Source organism: Pseudomonas sp. MH9.3, assembly GCF_034354675.1.
GTDB lineage: Bacteria > Pseudomonadota > Gammaproteobacteria > Pseudomonadales > Pseudomonadaceae > Aquipseudomonas.
Genome location: NZ_CP133785.1, coordinates 5614952 through 5628924, shown reverse-complemented (window position 1 = coordinate 5628924; position 13973 = coordinate 5614952). Strand labels below are relative to the sequence as shown.

Here is a 13973-nt window from a genome sequence, read left to right as displayed (position 1 = left end):
GCGGAGCATACGATGTCGAAATCCATTGCACCCGATACCGTTGCTCAGCAGGCAATCGAATGGATGGTGCACCTCCACTCGGGCGAGATGAGCGACGAGCAGCGTTCCGATTTTGAGCGCTGGAGAGCCGAACACCATAGCCACGACTTGGCCTGCCGCCGAATCGAACAGGCCTTGGGTCATGCGCCTCAGGTGGCAGCCGCGCCCTCTTTGCGCAAAACCTTGAACAATGCAGGCGGTCGTCGGCAGTTTCTGACAAACGCTTTGGTCCTAGCGACGCTCGTCTCTACCGGCGGCTGGTTTTACAACCGACATACCCCGCTGACTGGATTGCTGGCTGATTTGCATACGGCCACAGGAGAACGCACCACCACTCACCTGGCTGACGGCAGCGTACTCACCCTGAATGCGCGCAGCAGCGTCGACGTCAAATTTGATGCAAATCGTCGTCATCTGTATTTGACGAAGGGGCAAATTTACATCGATGCCCAGCCTGCACGAACCCCGCTGGTGATTACCACGGCCGATGGCGAGATCAGCATGCACAGCGGCGCATTCACCGTCTCCGTCAGATCCGACGGCACACGGGTTGCCGCCCTTTCGCAAGCCGCGCAGATCAACGCTCGCAACCTCAGCACTCAACTGCTTACAGGCCAGGGAGTACTGTTTAATAACCAAGGTATTTTCCCTCGTCAGATTGCGGTGAATTCAGAGAGCGCCTGGCTCAACGGATTTATCGAAGTCAATGATCAGCCCCTTGGAACCCTTATCGAGGCCTTCCGCGATTACCGCACAGGAATCGTCCGGGTATCACCGGAAGCTGCCAAGCTGAGGGTTAGCGGAGTTTTCCCGCTCGACAATACCGACTACGCCCTTGAATCCCTCGCCCAGACGATGCCTGTCGTCATCACCCGGACCAGTGGATATTGGGTCAGCATTTCCAAATCCTGACCCTTCCCGCCTCCCGCTTCAAAAAAAATCTCGCACACTCGCTGTCACTTTTATCTTCTGGTTGCACATACCTTATAGAGATAACAAGAGTGTGCCGCCGTGAAACCTGCTCAACGTATTCGCTTCGCCACAATAGCCCCACCTTTATGCTTGGCTGTCGCATTATTGTCGCTTTGCGTCAGCCGCGAAGCGATGAGTTGCGAATTAGACGCTACTTATCCATTTCACATTGAAGCTCACAGCCTGAGTGAAACCCTTCTGCTGATTGGCCGTACGAGTGGTTGTACTGTGTCGTTCAAACCCGACAACACTCGCGACTACCAAAGCCAACCAATCAATGGCCGCCTAAGCGTGCGCCAAGCCATGGGGCTGGCGCTGATCAGCAGCGACCTGGAAACGCTGCAAACCCGCAACGGTTCCCTCACCGTCCGTAAGCGCGGCGCCGCACCCCATCTTTGGGGGCAGAATGAAGAGTAAGCCGACCATGACCAACTTGAACGTCCAAATTAAAGAGGGTGTAGACCCTCTGACTTGGAAGGCGGAACCAACGCAGCCCAAAGAACACAAGCGCTTTCCATACGGTCTGCTATTGGTTGCCGGCGCGGTACTGATCGCGCACATAGGATTATTTGCCCTTCTGGTTACCCAGTCCAGCAACAGGGAAATCACCCTGACCACTGCACCTGCTGCCAGTGTTCGGGTGTCCATGGTCGCCCCTCCGCCACCTCCGCCGGCAGAGATCATTCCAATACCACCAGCGCCTCAGGTGTTAACCAGCGAGAAAGCCGAGCGCACGGTTGCAGTGGAAAAGCCCAAGCCCATTGTTAAGCCCAAGCCAATACCAAAACCAAAACCCGTTCCTAAAGTTGAGCCTCCTCCCGTTGTTGAGACCAAGCCGCCGGTACCTGCCCCACCACGAGAAGCTCCCGTCAACAATGAGAAGATGCTCGATCTGCCGGCGTCTGGCCCCAAGGATGTGCAAACCGTCGGCTGTCGCGTACCTGCTCCTGAGTACCCACGCCAGGCTCGCCGTCAGAAGGTTGAAGGCAGTGTCTTGGTGCGCTTGCAAATTGACTCTCAAGGTCAAGTGCAGTCCGCCAATATCGCCCGCAGCAGCGGCAATCAAGAACTCGATGAGGCCGCACGCAAAGCCGTAATGGGCGCCTCATGCACGCCCTACATGGAAAGCGGCCGAGCTATCGCAGTGCGCGCAGTACAACCCGTGTCATTCCGTTTGAATCAATAAATCAGCCTGAGAGGTAACATCAAATGCAGGAATTAGGATTGGCTTATGCCTGGCAACAGGCCGACTACGTCTCCAAAACGATTGCGTTCGTCTTGACGATCATGTCCGTATTGTCCTGGAGCGTGATTCTCATCAAAGCAGTCCAATTGCTGCGCTTGGGACGGATGAAAAAGCGTGCGCTGGGTTTTTGGAACGCCAGCGGATTTGTCGAAGGCGTAAAGAGCCTTGGCCAGAAAAAGTACAACCCCTTCCGGGAACTGGCCATCGCCGGGCACGCTGCCAACTCTCACCAGAACCAGCGAAGCTCCCAGCTGCATCAACGCTTTGATCTCAGCGACTGGCTCGCCCGCTGCCTGAAAGAGGTTCTGGACGACCATGTCACCAAGCTGCAGGCAGGATTAGCAATCCTTGCATCCATTGGTAGCACAGCACCGTTTGTTGGGCTATTTGGCACGGTCTGGGGTATTTATCACGCGCTGAAGGTCATTGGCATGAGTGGTGATGCCTCACTGGCCCAAGTAGCGGGGCCCGTGGGTGAGTCGCTGATCATGACGGCCTTCGGACTGTTCGTCGCCATTCCGGCTGTGCTGGGTTACAACGCCATCGCCCGGCATAACAAAGGCGCGGTCCATCAGCTCAGTCGCTTTGCCCATGACCTGCATGCCTTCTTCCTGACCGGCGCACGGGTTTGCGTGGACCCAGCCGACGAGCAAGCTCAAGCCGATAGCAAGGTCACCGTGATGACGGCCAAACAGGGAGGCAGAGCCTGATGAGCATGTCTCAAGGTTCACAGTTCGACAGCGACGATGCCTTGCTGAACGATATCAACATGACCCCCTTGATTGATGTGATGCTCGTGCTGTTGATTATCTTCATCATCACCCTTCCGGTGATCAACAATGCCGTCAAGGTCGACCTGCCCAAAGGTGAAGCCCAGACCATCGCCGTGCAAGACAAGAGCGTAGACGTCTCCATCACGGCTGACGGCAGCATCCTGTGGAACAAGGAGCCTGTGGATGACGCCCAGCTGGCGCAGAAAGTTGCAGTAACGGCGGTACAGGACTCACCGCCTGTACTGCGCGTCTATGCAGACAAAGCCGTTCGCTACGAGCGAGTCGCTCAGTTGCTGTCCACTGCGCAAAAAGGCGGACTGTCGAAAATTGATTTTGTCACCGACGCCACTCCCAGTCACTGACTGCGGTAACGCCGCTAACGAGTAATGATCATGACCTCTTCGACGTCCGCCATAGGCGGACACAGCCTACCTTTGCCTGAAGCAATGTCGGGGCATTCCATCGCTGAGCGCCCAAGCATAGGCCAGGTGCTTTTGCCTTTCTGGTTCTCCAGTGAAAAATGGCTTGCGTTAGGACTGCTGAGCGTCATCCTCACCATCACATTCGCCGGTACCTTTGGGGCTGTCACCTTAAACGAAAACCAGGGAAAGCTGACCGATGCCCTGGTGGCATTGGACTGGCAAGCGCTCAAGCCTCTATTCCTCTTCAGTCTGTTGTTGGGAGTGGTGATCGGAGTGCTGCCTAGCGGCAGTACTTTCATTTCGGGATACCTGGGCCTTCGCTGGAGGACTTGGATGACCCATGTCCACCTCGACAAATGGACACGTAACGCTCACTTCTTTGCCTTGGAGCGTGACGGACTGATCAGCAATGCTGATCAGCGAATCGCCGAAGATATTCGGCAGACTGTAGAGCTTACTATCAGCCTGCTCACTTCAGTCTCACTCGTGATTGTCAGTACTGTCACCTACAGCATTGTGCTCTGGAACCTCGCCGGAGCACTTGAGTTCACGGTTTTCAATCATCAGTTCAGCATCACCGGCTACATGGTTTATGCAGTCTTCCTTTATCAATTTTTACAGTTACTGATATCGCACTGGCTCGGGAAGACTCTGATCGGCTTGAACATGCATAAGCAAACGGTTGAAGCGGACTTCCGCCATCAAGGTATGCAATTACGCGAGTACGCCGAACAAATTGCATTCTACGGAGGTGAAGAGCGTGAAAAGCGCTCCCTGATTGAACGATTCGTCCGTATCCGCGCAAATACCCTACGCATCCTCTCGCGCACGTTTTCCGTGACGCTTGGCCAAACTTTTTATACTCATTCACTCAGCCTGCTACCAACACTGCTCGCATTGCCGCTGCTGCTGGAAGGCAAGATTTCTTATGGACAGATGGTCGCCATCCTTGGTGCCTACACCATGCTTTCCGGCACCATTTCCTTTTTTCCTCAGACTTATATCAGTTTCACTGAATGGCTGGGGCTCACCAATCGCTTGCGCGATTTGCAGTGGGCCATCAACAAGGTAGACCAACAACAGACTGAAATTAGCCACCTAAACAGCCTTGGACCCTACCTGCATTGCGAGGCGTTGAGTCTGTTTACTCCGAAGGGCAAAGCGCTGGCACGGATTGATAGCTGGACAGTGGAAAAAGGTGAACGTTGGCTAATCAAAGGACGCTCCGGCAGTGGCAAGAGTACCCTCTTGCGCGCCTTGGCAGGCTTATGGCCCTACGGCGCGGGGCAGATCTGCCTTCCTCAGGGCCGTCAGTCGCTTTTCCTTCCTCAGAAAAGCTACATCCCCACGGGCTTATTGAAGGATGCACTCTGTTACCCACATGCCAGTAGCGACTTTACGGATGATCAATGCCGGCAAGCACTCATTGATTGCTGCCTGCCTGCACTGAGCGACTCCCTTACCGTTCGAGAACGCTGGCAGCAAACACTATCGGGTGGTGAGCAGCAGCGCCTGGCAATGGCGCGCGTACTGTTGCAACGCCCGAGCTTCATTTTCCTCGACGAAGCCACCAGCGCGCTTGACCCGGAAACCGAGCACAGCATCTACACAACCCTGATTGAGCAACTGCCAGATAGCACTCTGATCAGCGTTGCGCACCGTGAGTCTCTGGCTCGCTTTCACTCTCACACTCTCGATTTAACACAATCACAATAAGGACACATCATGTCTGCCATCATCACCGTAACTGAAGAGAACCTCGACTCTGAGGTGTACGGCGCCAGCAACGCAGTACTTCTCGACCTCTGGGCCCCCTGGTGTGCACCTTGTCGCGCGCTGGCGCCGACTCTGAGCAAACTGGCTGAGCTGGGTAGTGAAAGCCTCACCGTTGCGAAAATGGACGTCGAGAAATACCCCGATGCGATGACCCGTTTTGGAGTGCGCGGCATTCCTGCCTTGCTGCTATTTAAAGACGGCAAAGAGATAAGCCGAGAGGTTGGCACCAAGACGCTTACACAACTTAAAGAGTGGATGGCCCAGTCTGACGTTCAGCTCAGCGAGCCAGCTCCAGCACTGACTGATACGGCATTGTTCGGGGCATTTTATGGTGACCCCCAACTTAAACAGTTTTTCTGCGACCGCTTGTTAACCCATGCGCTGCATGGAGAACTTAAATCGAGCAATGACTCCTATTGGATTGAAGGCTCGGGTACACCAAGCGCCGCATGGGTGCATTCGGCTGACCCGGTGGTATTTGAGCGCTTGACCGGCCTTCATGCTTCTTTCTCCAACGCCCTGGACTTCGTTAGCCCAGTCAAAAGTGCTGACCTTGAGCCGATCATGCATGCACTCAAACCGGGAGCGGATCTGAACAATGTGCCGCTGCGTCTGATTCACTCGTTCTTGAGCGAAGCCCTGTTTGACTGGCCGGGCCTGCTTTCGGAGTCTGCTTTGATCAATGACTTGCGCAATGAATGGTTGGGGCTATGCGAGCGTTACCTGGCAGGAAACACCCTCTCAGAGCAAGATTTCAAAGACCTGGTCTTGCGCGCGAAGACGCTGAACAACCACGAAGATCCGGCAGTTCACCGCACTGCCGACTTGATTTCGGCGCTATCGCCGCCACCAACGGCCAACAATGCCGATGGCTGGACACTCGTTTTCAGGATCGCTAGAAACCTGGTGTTTCCAGTCGGCCAACAGCGCAGCAACTGGACACTGGAAGACCGTCAAACCGAAAAGCGTCGCTACGATTGGTTTACTGAAAAACAATCACAGACCGCTTCCGGCGAGTTCAGCAAGGAAGAACTTCAAGCCTGCCGCGACCAGTGGCACAGTGAAAACGAAGCCTATCAGCTTAAAGAAGCAGTGTTTTTTGACAACGAGTTGCAAGGCCTGAAACCCATTCTGGATTGCATGCGCGATCACCTGGCAACACTCCTGCGCGGCGCCCCGCCATTCAACCCCAACTGAATTTAACGGAGGTGTCTTATGACTGCAGCATTTTCTAACAGCCCCACTTACCTGGCGGAACTCGCCGAACAGATCCTCAAATTGGCACGCGGTCAAGGTGCAAGCCATGCACAGGTTAGCCTCTCGCAAAGTCGCGGCTTGTCGCTAACAATGCGCCAGAGCCGAGTGCAGTCGCGCGTTCGGGAAACCCACAGCGGCTATTCGCTGACGGTGTTCATTGGCAAGCATCGAGGCTCTGTCAACTCTACTGACTTGAGCCCGAACACCCTCGCCCAATCCGTGAAAGCGGCTTGTGCGATCGCCCGCTATACCGGCGAGGACGCCGCAGCCGGTCCAGCCACTTCCGAACAGCTGTGCTCACCCAATAGCGACCTGAACCTGTTCCACCCATGGGACATCAATGAGGATCAGGCCGTAGGCTTGGCCCAACGCCTGGAAAGCGGGCTGGAGAGTGCCGGTGGATCGGTACAAAGTGAAGGCGTTTGGGTCAACAGCCATCAGTCCTACTACTTGCTTGCTACCAGTGAAGGCTTTAATCAAGGTGTTGCAAAATCGTTCCACAGCTTGGGCGCCAGCGCACTGGCGCGTAATGACCAATACTCCGAACGAGACCATTGGGCCGAGTCGGCAACTGATGCCCGCACTCTACCCTCGGTGGAACAGATCGGCAGGAACGCCGGACTGGGTGCCGTTGCCTACTTAAACCAAGCTGCGTTAAGCAGCCGCCGCTGTGCCGTATTGTTCGACCCGCGTACTGCAACCAGCCTTATCGGACATTTAGCCCAAGCGATCAGCAGCCAGGCGCTGTACACCAACGCAACCTTCCTCAAGGACCAAATCGGCCAGCCTGTCATGTCCGACCATCTGCGTCTGTATGAGGATCCCTACTTGGCTGGCGGTAACGCCAGCATGAACTTCGACAGCGACGGAATTGCTCCGCAACAGCGGTATCTGGTCGAGGGCGGAGTTCTCCAGGGATATTTACTGTCCCTCTACGGCGCCAGACGACTGGGTATGGAACCTACCGGTAATGGTTTCGGTCCCTGCAACCTGCTGCTAAGCAGCCACATGACCGGCGCCGACGACGACTTGCCGGCCATGCTGCGCAAATTGGGCACAGGTCTGCTCGTCACCAGCCTGGTGGGCAACGGCGTGCGCCTGATCTCTGGAGACTACTCCCGTGGTGCCCGAGGTTTCTGGGTCGAAAACGGAGAGATTCAGCATGCGGTCACCGGTATCACCATTGCCGCCAATCTGAAGGAGATGCTCAAAGGAATCGTTGCCGTGGGCAGCGACGTCATTTGCCAAGGCCCATTCAGTACGGGTTCTATTTTGATTGAACAGATGCAAATTTCTGGTCAGTAGCCCTACAACGGAAGACCTACTATGTCGTTAAATCAAGTGAATCATCTGGCACTGGCCAGCGACGTACTGCTGGCTCCCCATGGCCTGGATATCTCAGACCTGCACCGGGTGTTCGACTGCGTGCATGAACATCAGGTCGACTATGCCGATCTCTACCTGCAGTCAACCCGCGAAGAGCGTTGGTCGATGGAAGATGGGGTAGTCAAAGCCGGTAGTTTTTCCGTCGACCAGGGTTTCGGTCTGCGCGCATTAAATGTCGATGAAACAGCCTTTGCCTATTCGCAGCATATTGATCATCAGCAACTGATGGAGGCTGCACGATCGGTTCGCACAGTCGCCATGCATGGCGACGGGCGTATTGAGCTGAAAGGCCGCGCAGTGGAGCGCTCTGGCTTTTATGGACACGACGACCCATTGCAAGCCTGCGAAGCGGCGGAAAAAATAGCCCTGCTGCAATCTGTCGATCGCAAGGCCCGAGCACTGGACCCTCGTGTTTGCCGGGTAATGGCTCACCTTCAGTTGAGCCATTCGGTGGTCATGGTGATGCGCCACGATGGCCGATTGGCCGCAGACCTACGCCCCATGCTGGTGTTGCAAATGCGGGTTTTTGTCAACCAGAACGGACGTCTTGAAAGCTCCGGGGGATCTCTTGGCGGTCGAAGCGACTTCAGTTTGTTCAGCGATACCCGTGTGGATCAAGAACTTCGTCGGCTCGTCGATTCAGCGCTGGTCAATTTGGAAGCAGAAGCCGCACCCGCCGGCAGCATGCCTGTAGTAATCGGGCCGGGCTGGCCCGGCATGTTGCTGCATGAAGCCATGGGGCACGGATTCGAGGGGGACTTCAATCGAATGGGTACCTCAATCTATTCCGGCAAGATCGGTCAGCGCGTTGCCAGCCCTGGGGTGAACATTGTCGATGACGCGACGTTACCTGGCAGACGTGGATCGCTGCATATCGACGATGAGGGCGAACCGGGCCAGTGCACCACGCTCATTGAGGGCGGGATTCTGGCGGGCTACATGCATGACAGCCTTAACGCACGGCTGATGAAGCAACACAACACGGGTAACGGTCGCCGCGAATCCTATTCGCAGTTGCCCATGCCACGCATGACCAACACGTTCATGCTAGCCGGTGAACACAGTCCCGAAGAGATCATCAGCAGTGTGAAAAATGGGATCTACCTGGCGGATCTTGGCAGCGGTCAGGTGGATATTGTAAATGGCCAATTCACCTTCGAGAGTGAACTGGCTTACTTAATAGAAAATGGCAAAATCACCCGCCCCGTCAAAGGCGTGACCCTGACTGGCTCAGGTCCGCAAACCCTGAAGATGATCAGCATGATTGGCAATGACCTGGCGCTGGACAACGGCGGGGCCACGTGCGGGAAGTCTGGCCAAAGCGTCCCGGTTTGCGTAGGTCAGCCAACTATCAAGATTGATCAATTGGTTGTGGGCGGCACCGCCTGAAAAAACAGCGAAGGTTGGGCGACTCCGGTTGCCCCGCCTTCGGATGCAGCGAATCAAGGCGCATAGCGAAGTGGCAAACTGGTCGAATATTTAATCTGTTCCATAGAGAAACTTGAGCTGATATCCGACAGCCCTGGAACGCATATCAGTTGTTTATAGACTGCATCGTAGGCCGCCACATCAGGCACCGCCACACGCAACAGGTAGTCGGTATCCCCGGCCATACGATAGACTTCCACAACTTCCTCGATCGATGACACCGCGCGATGAAAGCCCTCAATCCAATCCGAATTGTGCTGAGTCGTCTTGATGGAGACAAACACGACCACACCCACATTCAGTTTTTTGCCATCCAACAGCGCCACCCGAGCACGGATAATGCCCGACTCTTCGAGTTTCTGAATACGCCGCCAACAGGCCGTGTTCCCTAAGCCGATCTGCTCCGCGATATCACCTACCGGCCGTGTGCAGTCTTTCTGCAGAATGTCCAGTATTGCCCTATCAAGTTTATCCATGAGGTGTCATGCCTTGCCCTTGGAAGATAACGGTAACGTATGGATTCGACGCCCAGCATTTTCCAACAAACAAGTGCCGAGCGCCATCAGACTTTACAACCTATGCAATAGGTTTGGCCCTAACATCATATCCGCCTCTAGACAGTCGCGGCATTGTCAACACCCGCCACCTCCTCACCGACTGAACCGGCGAAACGTTCTAGGCTCGAAAAGTATAACCAGCGCTATCAGCCTGAGCACGCGGACAACTATTCCTAATGAGCGCCATGGCTATAAGCCTTCATCAGGCCAGAGACTCCGCGAGCACTTCTTCACGCCACGCACCGCGCCACCGGCCATGCACCAAACTTTGACAGCGGCGCGCGTGCAAAACTATTTAAATTATAACAACGGGATAAGAACGAATTTATTAGCGAAGCCATCCGGGCTTCCAGCGTTGTATACAACTTTCAAAACACCTATACCACCGAGCCTCCACCAACAGCATTAACTCATGAACGTCAAGCCCACAACCGAACGATAAGCCTTTAAAGTATTCGCTTGATTTTCATCTAGAGAACAATATACTAAAAACACTAAACACAAAAGGATTATACAAATGTCAATTCCTGGAAATGTTTTTAAAGCTGGCCGCAAGACACTAGGTCTAACCCAAGCGGAAGTGGCAGACGCTCTTGGTGTTTCGATAGATACTATTAAGCACTGGGAGGCAGGAAAGAAGCCAATTCCAGAAAAAATGATAAAAAAAATCAATGGCCTCATGCCGAGCGATATAAAATCTGCTGATCATGGACCGATCACTTTAGTCATTGCCCCCCTCGGATTTTATCGAACTCCGAACACTGAAGAACATGCCGAAATACGTCAAGAGTTTTATCTGAAAAACTCAGACGCTTTTATACAGGCTTCCTGGTATTTCCACGACCATCCATTGATGCAAGCTTTCATTATCGACAGTAACCGCACTATTTGCAGCAGCATTGAGGATATAGATAAAACAATAGGCCGAGCAGTTAAGGACGTATATTTCGTCCACACAATTTCACCCTCCACTAACACTCCAATTCTTTCAACAGATGGGCCAGATGCGGTTACGCACGCCATGAGCTACCCAACCTTTTCTGAGGCGCTGGAGGAGGCAAAAAAACTAATCAGTGAAGGATTCTATATCGCGCTGAGCATTCCCAATGGAACTCGACTATACAACGAAGGGATTATCAATGCCCAAATTGACACGCTCTAAAACGTACCTCATAGAAGATCTGGCACTATCCCCCGCCACAACGTCTGCCGACAAGCTGATTGCGAAGGTGAAGGAACTCAACGCGAGGGTCGACTGGATTCTCGAGATCCACGTCCACGCAGACAACCTGTAAGCGGTTGGTAAACCCACCCAAGGCGAAAACTCTGACGGCAACCTAGGCAGGCAGGAGTTCTGACTACTGAGATGTCTGACGGAATGTAATCTGGTTGCAGGTCAAACCACAACACCATATTTTCTATCTGGCATATGAACCAAGTGTTGAGGGACGACTATAGACGTGCTCGCGAAGCGATCTCCTTGATCGCCCCGCGAATTGACTTACCTTAAGTCTATGTCACTTCAGCCATACACCGACCTGCTGCTCAGTTCCCTCTATAAACACCAAAGCCTCAACCTGACCTGCTTCGATCAAGTCTTGGCGAACGCCTTTTATCATTTCAAGCTGCGCAGCCCTGTCAACCAGTTCAACACGTGCTACCGAAGCCTTCATGGATTGGCGGGCGTCAGATTTTGCTTTGCGAATCGCAGATAGCACGGCACTAACACTCATCAATAAGCTTTCGATAGACGCGTCTGGAGAACCATCCCCTTGCGGCCAAGACGCATTGTGCACTGAGCCGCAATTCCACGATTGCCAGACTTCTTCACACACAAATGGCAGAAATGGCGCAAACAGTCGCTGCTGCACGCTCAGTGCATGTGCAAAAGCATTACGGGCCGAATGGCCTTCTGGTCGATAGGCACGACGCTTGACCAATTCGACGTAGTCATCGCAAAACCACCAGAAGAACCCTTCGATACGCGACAACGCGACGCTATAGTCGTACGCCTCCAGCGCTAACGTAGTGTCCTGGACTACGCCGTCCAAGCGTTTAAGCATGGCCTGATCCAGCGGTTGGTCGATATCCGCAGAGTCATCCTTCGCAAAGCCTTGAACCAACCTTGATAGATTGAACAGCTTGACGGCCAAACGGCGACCGATCTTCATCTGCTGTTCTTCAAAAGCAGTATCACTGCCAAGCCGCGCTGAGGCTGCCCAGTAGCGCACACCGTCACTTCCATACTGGTCGAGCAAGGCTTGAGGGTTTACCACGTTACCCTTGGATTTAGACATTTTCTTACGGTCGGGATCAAGGATCCACCCAGAGAGCGCGACATTGCGCCATGGCACGCAATCGTGCTCAAAATGGCTGCGTACCATTGTCGAGAATAGCCAGGTCCGGATTATGTCGTGACCTTGAGGCCTGAGATCCATGGGGTATATTTTGGCGAACAATGCGTCGTCATCTCCCCACCCTCCGGCGATTTGAGGCGTCAGCGAGCTGGTGGCCCAGGTATCCATGATGTCCTGTTCGCCGACGAAACCATTCGGTTGCCCACGTTGCTCTGGTCGAAACCCTGGCGGAGTATCCAGGCTCGGATCAACTGGCAGGCTTTCCTCGCAGGCAATAATAGGCGTGCTGTAGTCGGCTTCGCCTTGTGCATCCAGGCCATACCAGAACGGAATCGGCACGCCGAACGTGCGCTGACGACTGATTAGCCAATCACCATTCAAACCACTTACCCAATGCTCGTAACGCCTGAGCATGTGCGGTGGATGCCAGTCCAACGTCTGACCAGAGGCAAGCAACACGTCCCGCAGGCTCGCGTCGCGTCCGCCGTTACGCAAGTACCATTGCCGAGTGGCGATGATTTCCAAAGGCTGGTCGCCTTTTTCAAAGAACTTCACAGCGTGTTGAATCGGTCGCGGTTCATCTCGCATAGCGCCGCAGTCGCGCAACATCGGCACGAGTTGCTTACGAACCTGGGACAAATTACGCCCGGCCAAGCCTGCATAGGCCTGTCGGCTGCGTGGTGTCGTCAACCAGGCGGGAGTCTCAAGCGACAGGCGCCCATCTTTTCCCAGTATTGACCGCGTTGGCAACTGCAACTCTCGCCACCAAATCACATCGGTAAGATCGCCAAAGGTGCAGACCATCACCAAGCCGGTGCCCTTGTCAGGATCACCCAACGGGTGTGCCAGCAGCGGTACGTCCAAGTCAAAAATCGGCGAGCGCACGGATTGTCCGAACCGCGCCTGATAACGAACGTCGTCCGGGTGAGCCACCAGCGCCACGCATGCCATCAGTAGCTCAGGCCGAGTGGTAGCAACCCTCAATGCGGCGCCATCAGCCGTCTCAAAGCTGAGTTCGTGATACGCACCAGCGACCTCGCGCTCTTCAAGCTCTGCTTGAGCCACGGCCGTCTGGAACGTTACATCCCACAGGCATGGAGCTTCCTGGCTATAAAGTTCGCCACGCTGAAAGTTACGAAGCAAAGCGCGCTGACTCGCTCGTTGAGAGCGCTCATCAATGGTGGCATATGAAAGGCTCCAATCAACGGACAAGCCCAGTTGCACGAAGAGTGCACGGAACGCTTGCTCATCAATGGCTGTCAGTTCGTGGCACAACTCGATGAAGTTGCGCCTACTGATGACAGTAAAGTCACCTCGCTTTACTGGAATGGGCTCAGGTGGCCTGAAATCAGGCTGATAAGCTGCCAGAGAGTCGCAACGTACGCCATAGAAATTCTCGACCCTGCGTTCGGTAGGCAAGCCGTTGTCGTCCCACCCCATGGGGTAGAACACAGCCTTACCTCGCATGCGCTGGAATCGAGCGATGATATCTGTGTGGGTATAGCTGAAGACATGACCGACATGCAACGAGCCTGAGGCCGTCGGCGGGGGTGTATCAATGGAGAACACAGCGTCGCGTTGGGCTGTGTGGTCAAAGGCGTACGTGCCTTCGAGCTGCCAACGTTGAGACCAGCGTGTTTCAAGGTTTTCGAGCGAGGGGGTGACAGTTTGATCGTTTAGAACTTCATCACGTTTAACGGTGACATAGCATCCTCCTGTTAATATCAAAGGGCACAACAGTGAGTGTGCGCCGCGATTAA

The 13973-nt window shown here is 54.4% G+C and carries 12 protein-coding genes and 1 pseudogene; 11 read left to right on the top strand and 2 right to left on the bottom strand.

Annotated features, from left to right (window positions below; genetic code table 11):
* Positions 1-12 precede the first annotated feature (12 nt).
* From RHM60_RS25275 to tldD, 9 genes are all read left to right on the top strand, one after another.
* Positions 13-951 carry a FecR domain-containing protein gene (locus RHM60_RS25275; RefSeq protein ID WP_046035459.1) on the top strand — a complete coding sequence of 313 codons (939 nt, stop codon included), beginning with the start codon at positions 13-15 and terminating at the stop codon, positions 949-951.
* Positions 952-1050: 99 nt separating this feature from the next.
* Entirely contained in the window at positions 1051-1428 is a 378-nt protein-coding gene (locus RHM60_RS25270; RefSeq protein ID WP_185753846.1) for an STN domain-containing protein, read from the top strand.
* Positions 1429-1435: 7 nt separating this feature from the next.
* On the top strand, positions 1436-2197 hold the full coding sequence (locus RHM60_RS25265) for an energy transducer TonB (protein WP_322213174.1): 762 nt from the start codon (positions 1436-1438) through the stop codon (positions 2195-2197).
* Between the two features lie 23 nt (positions 2198-2220).
* Positions 2221-2967: a MotA/TolQ/ExbB proton channel family protein gene (locus tag RHM60_RS25260; RefSeq protein ID WP_080943267.1), complete on the top strand. Its 747-nt coding sequence runs from the start codon at positions 2221-2223 to the stop codon at positions 2965-2967.
* On the top strand, positions 2967-3392 hold the full coding sequence (locus tag RHM60_RS25255) for an ExbD/TolR family protein (protein ID WP_221174511.1): 426 nt from the start codon (positions 2967-2969) through the stop codon (positions 3390-3392). The genes RHM60_RS25260 and RHM60_RS25255 overlap by 1 nt, the downstream gene beginning before the upstream one ends.
* Positions 3393-3422: 30 nt before the next feature.
* Entirely contained in the window at positions 3423-5168 is a 1746-nt protein-coding gene (locus RHM60_RS25250) for an ABC transporter ATP-binding protein/permease (protein WP_221174510.1), read from the top strand.
* Positions 5169-5177: 9 nt separating this feature from the next.
* Entirely contained in the window at positions 5178-6425 is a 1248-nt protein-coding gene (locus RHM60_RS25245) for a thioredoxin family protein (RefSeq protein WP_052958892.1), read from the top strand.
* A gap of 18 nt (positions 6426-6443) precedes the next feature.
* Complete coding sequence (locus RHM60_RS25240) at positions 6444-7790, top strand: TldD/PmbA family protein (protein WP_046035462.1); 1347 nt, start codon at positions 6444-6446, stop codon at positions 7788-7790.
* Between the two features lie 21 nt (positions 7791-7811).
* Entirely contained in the window at positions 7812-9260 is a 1449-nt protein-coding gene (gene tldD / locus RHM60_RS25235) for a metalloprotease TldD (RefSeq protein WP_046035463.1), read from the top strand.
* A 53-nt stretch (positions 9261-9313) separates the two neighbouring features.
* Here the strand turns inward: tldD and RHM60_RS25230 are convergent, their stop codons facing one another.
* On the bottom strand, positions 9314-9775 hold the full coding sequence (locus RHM60_RS25230) for an Lrp/AsnC family transcriptional regulator (RefSeq protein ID WP_046035464.1): 462 nt from the start codon (positions 9773-9775) through the stop codon (positions 9314-9316).
* A 598-nt stretch (positions 9776-10373) separates the two neighbouring features.
* Here RHM60_RS25230 and RHM60_RS25225 point away from each other — a divergent pair.
* Together RHM60_RS25225 and RHM60_RS25220 are read left to right on the top strand one after the other, a co-directional pair.
* Positions 10374-11018 (top strand): helix-turn-helix transcriptional regulator, encoded by a 645-nt coding sequence (locus RHM60_RS25225; protein WP_322213172.1) that lies wholly within the window; start codon positions 10374-10376, stop codon positions 11016-11018.
* A gap of 37 nt (positions 11019-11055) precedes the next feature.
* Positions 11056-11148: pseudogene (locus RHM60_RS25220) on the top strand (MBL fold metallo-hydrolase); the annotation flags it as partial.
* 225 nt (positions 11149-11373) lie between these two features.
* Here RHM60_RS25220 and valS read toward each other — a convergent pair.
* Complete coding sequence (gene valS, locus RHM60_RS25215; protein ID WP_046035967.1) at positions 11374-13941, bottom strand: valine--tRNA ligase; 2568 nt, start codon at positions 13939-13941, stop codon at positions 11374-11376.
* Between the last annotated feature and the right edge of the window lie 32 nt (positions 13942-13973).

Excerpts from the sequence above, each read along its gene's own strand:
- RHM60_RS25240 (WP_046035462.1), top strand. The coding sequence starts at position 6,444 with ATGACTGCAGCATTTTCTAACAGCCCCACTTACCTGGCGGAACTCGCC.
- tldD (WP_046035463.1), top strand. The coding sequence starts at position 7,812 with ATGTCGTTAAATCAAGTGAATCATCTGGCACTGGCCAGCGACGTACTG.
- RHM60_RS25225 (WP_322213172.1), top strand. The coding sequence starts at position 10,374 with ATGTCAATTCCTGGAAATGTTTTTAAAGCTGGCCGCAAGACACTAGGT.
- RHM60_RS25245 (WP_052958892.1), top strand. The coding sequence starts at position 5,178 with ATGTCTGCCATCATCACCGTAACTGAAGAGAACCTCGACTCTGAGGTG.
- RHM60_RS25260 (WP_080943267.1), top strand. The coding sequence starts at position 2,221 with ATGCAGGAATTAGGATTGGCTTATGCCTGGCAACAGGCCGACTACGTC.
- RHM60_RS25265 (WP_322213174.1), top strand. The coding sequence starts at position 1,436 with ATGACCAACTTGAACGTCCAAATTAAAGAGGGTGTAGACCCTCTGACT.
- RHM60_RS25255 (WP_221174511.1), top strand. The coding sequence starts at position 2,967 with ATGAGCATGTCTCAAGGTTCACAGTTCGACAGCGACGATGCCTTGCTG.
- RHM60_RS25230 (WP_046035464.1), bottom strand. The coding sequence starts at position 9,775 with ATGGATAAACTTGATAGGGCAATACTGGACATTCTGCAGAAAGACTGC.
- RHM60_RS25250 (WP_221174510.1), top strand. The coding sequence starts at position 3,423 with ATGACCTCTTCGACGTCCGCCATAGGCGGACACAGCCTACCTTTGCCT.
- RHM60_RS25275 (WP_046035459.1), top strand. The coding sequence starts at position 13 with ATGTCGAAATCCATTGCACCCGATACCGTTGCTCAGCAGGCAATCGAA.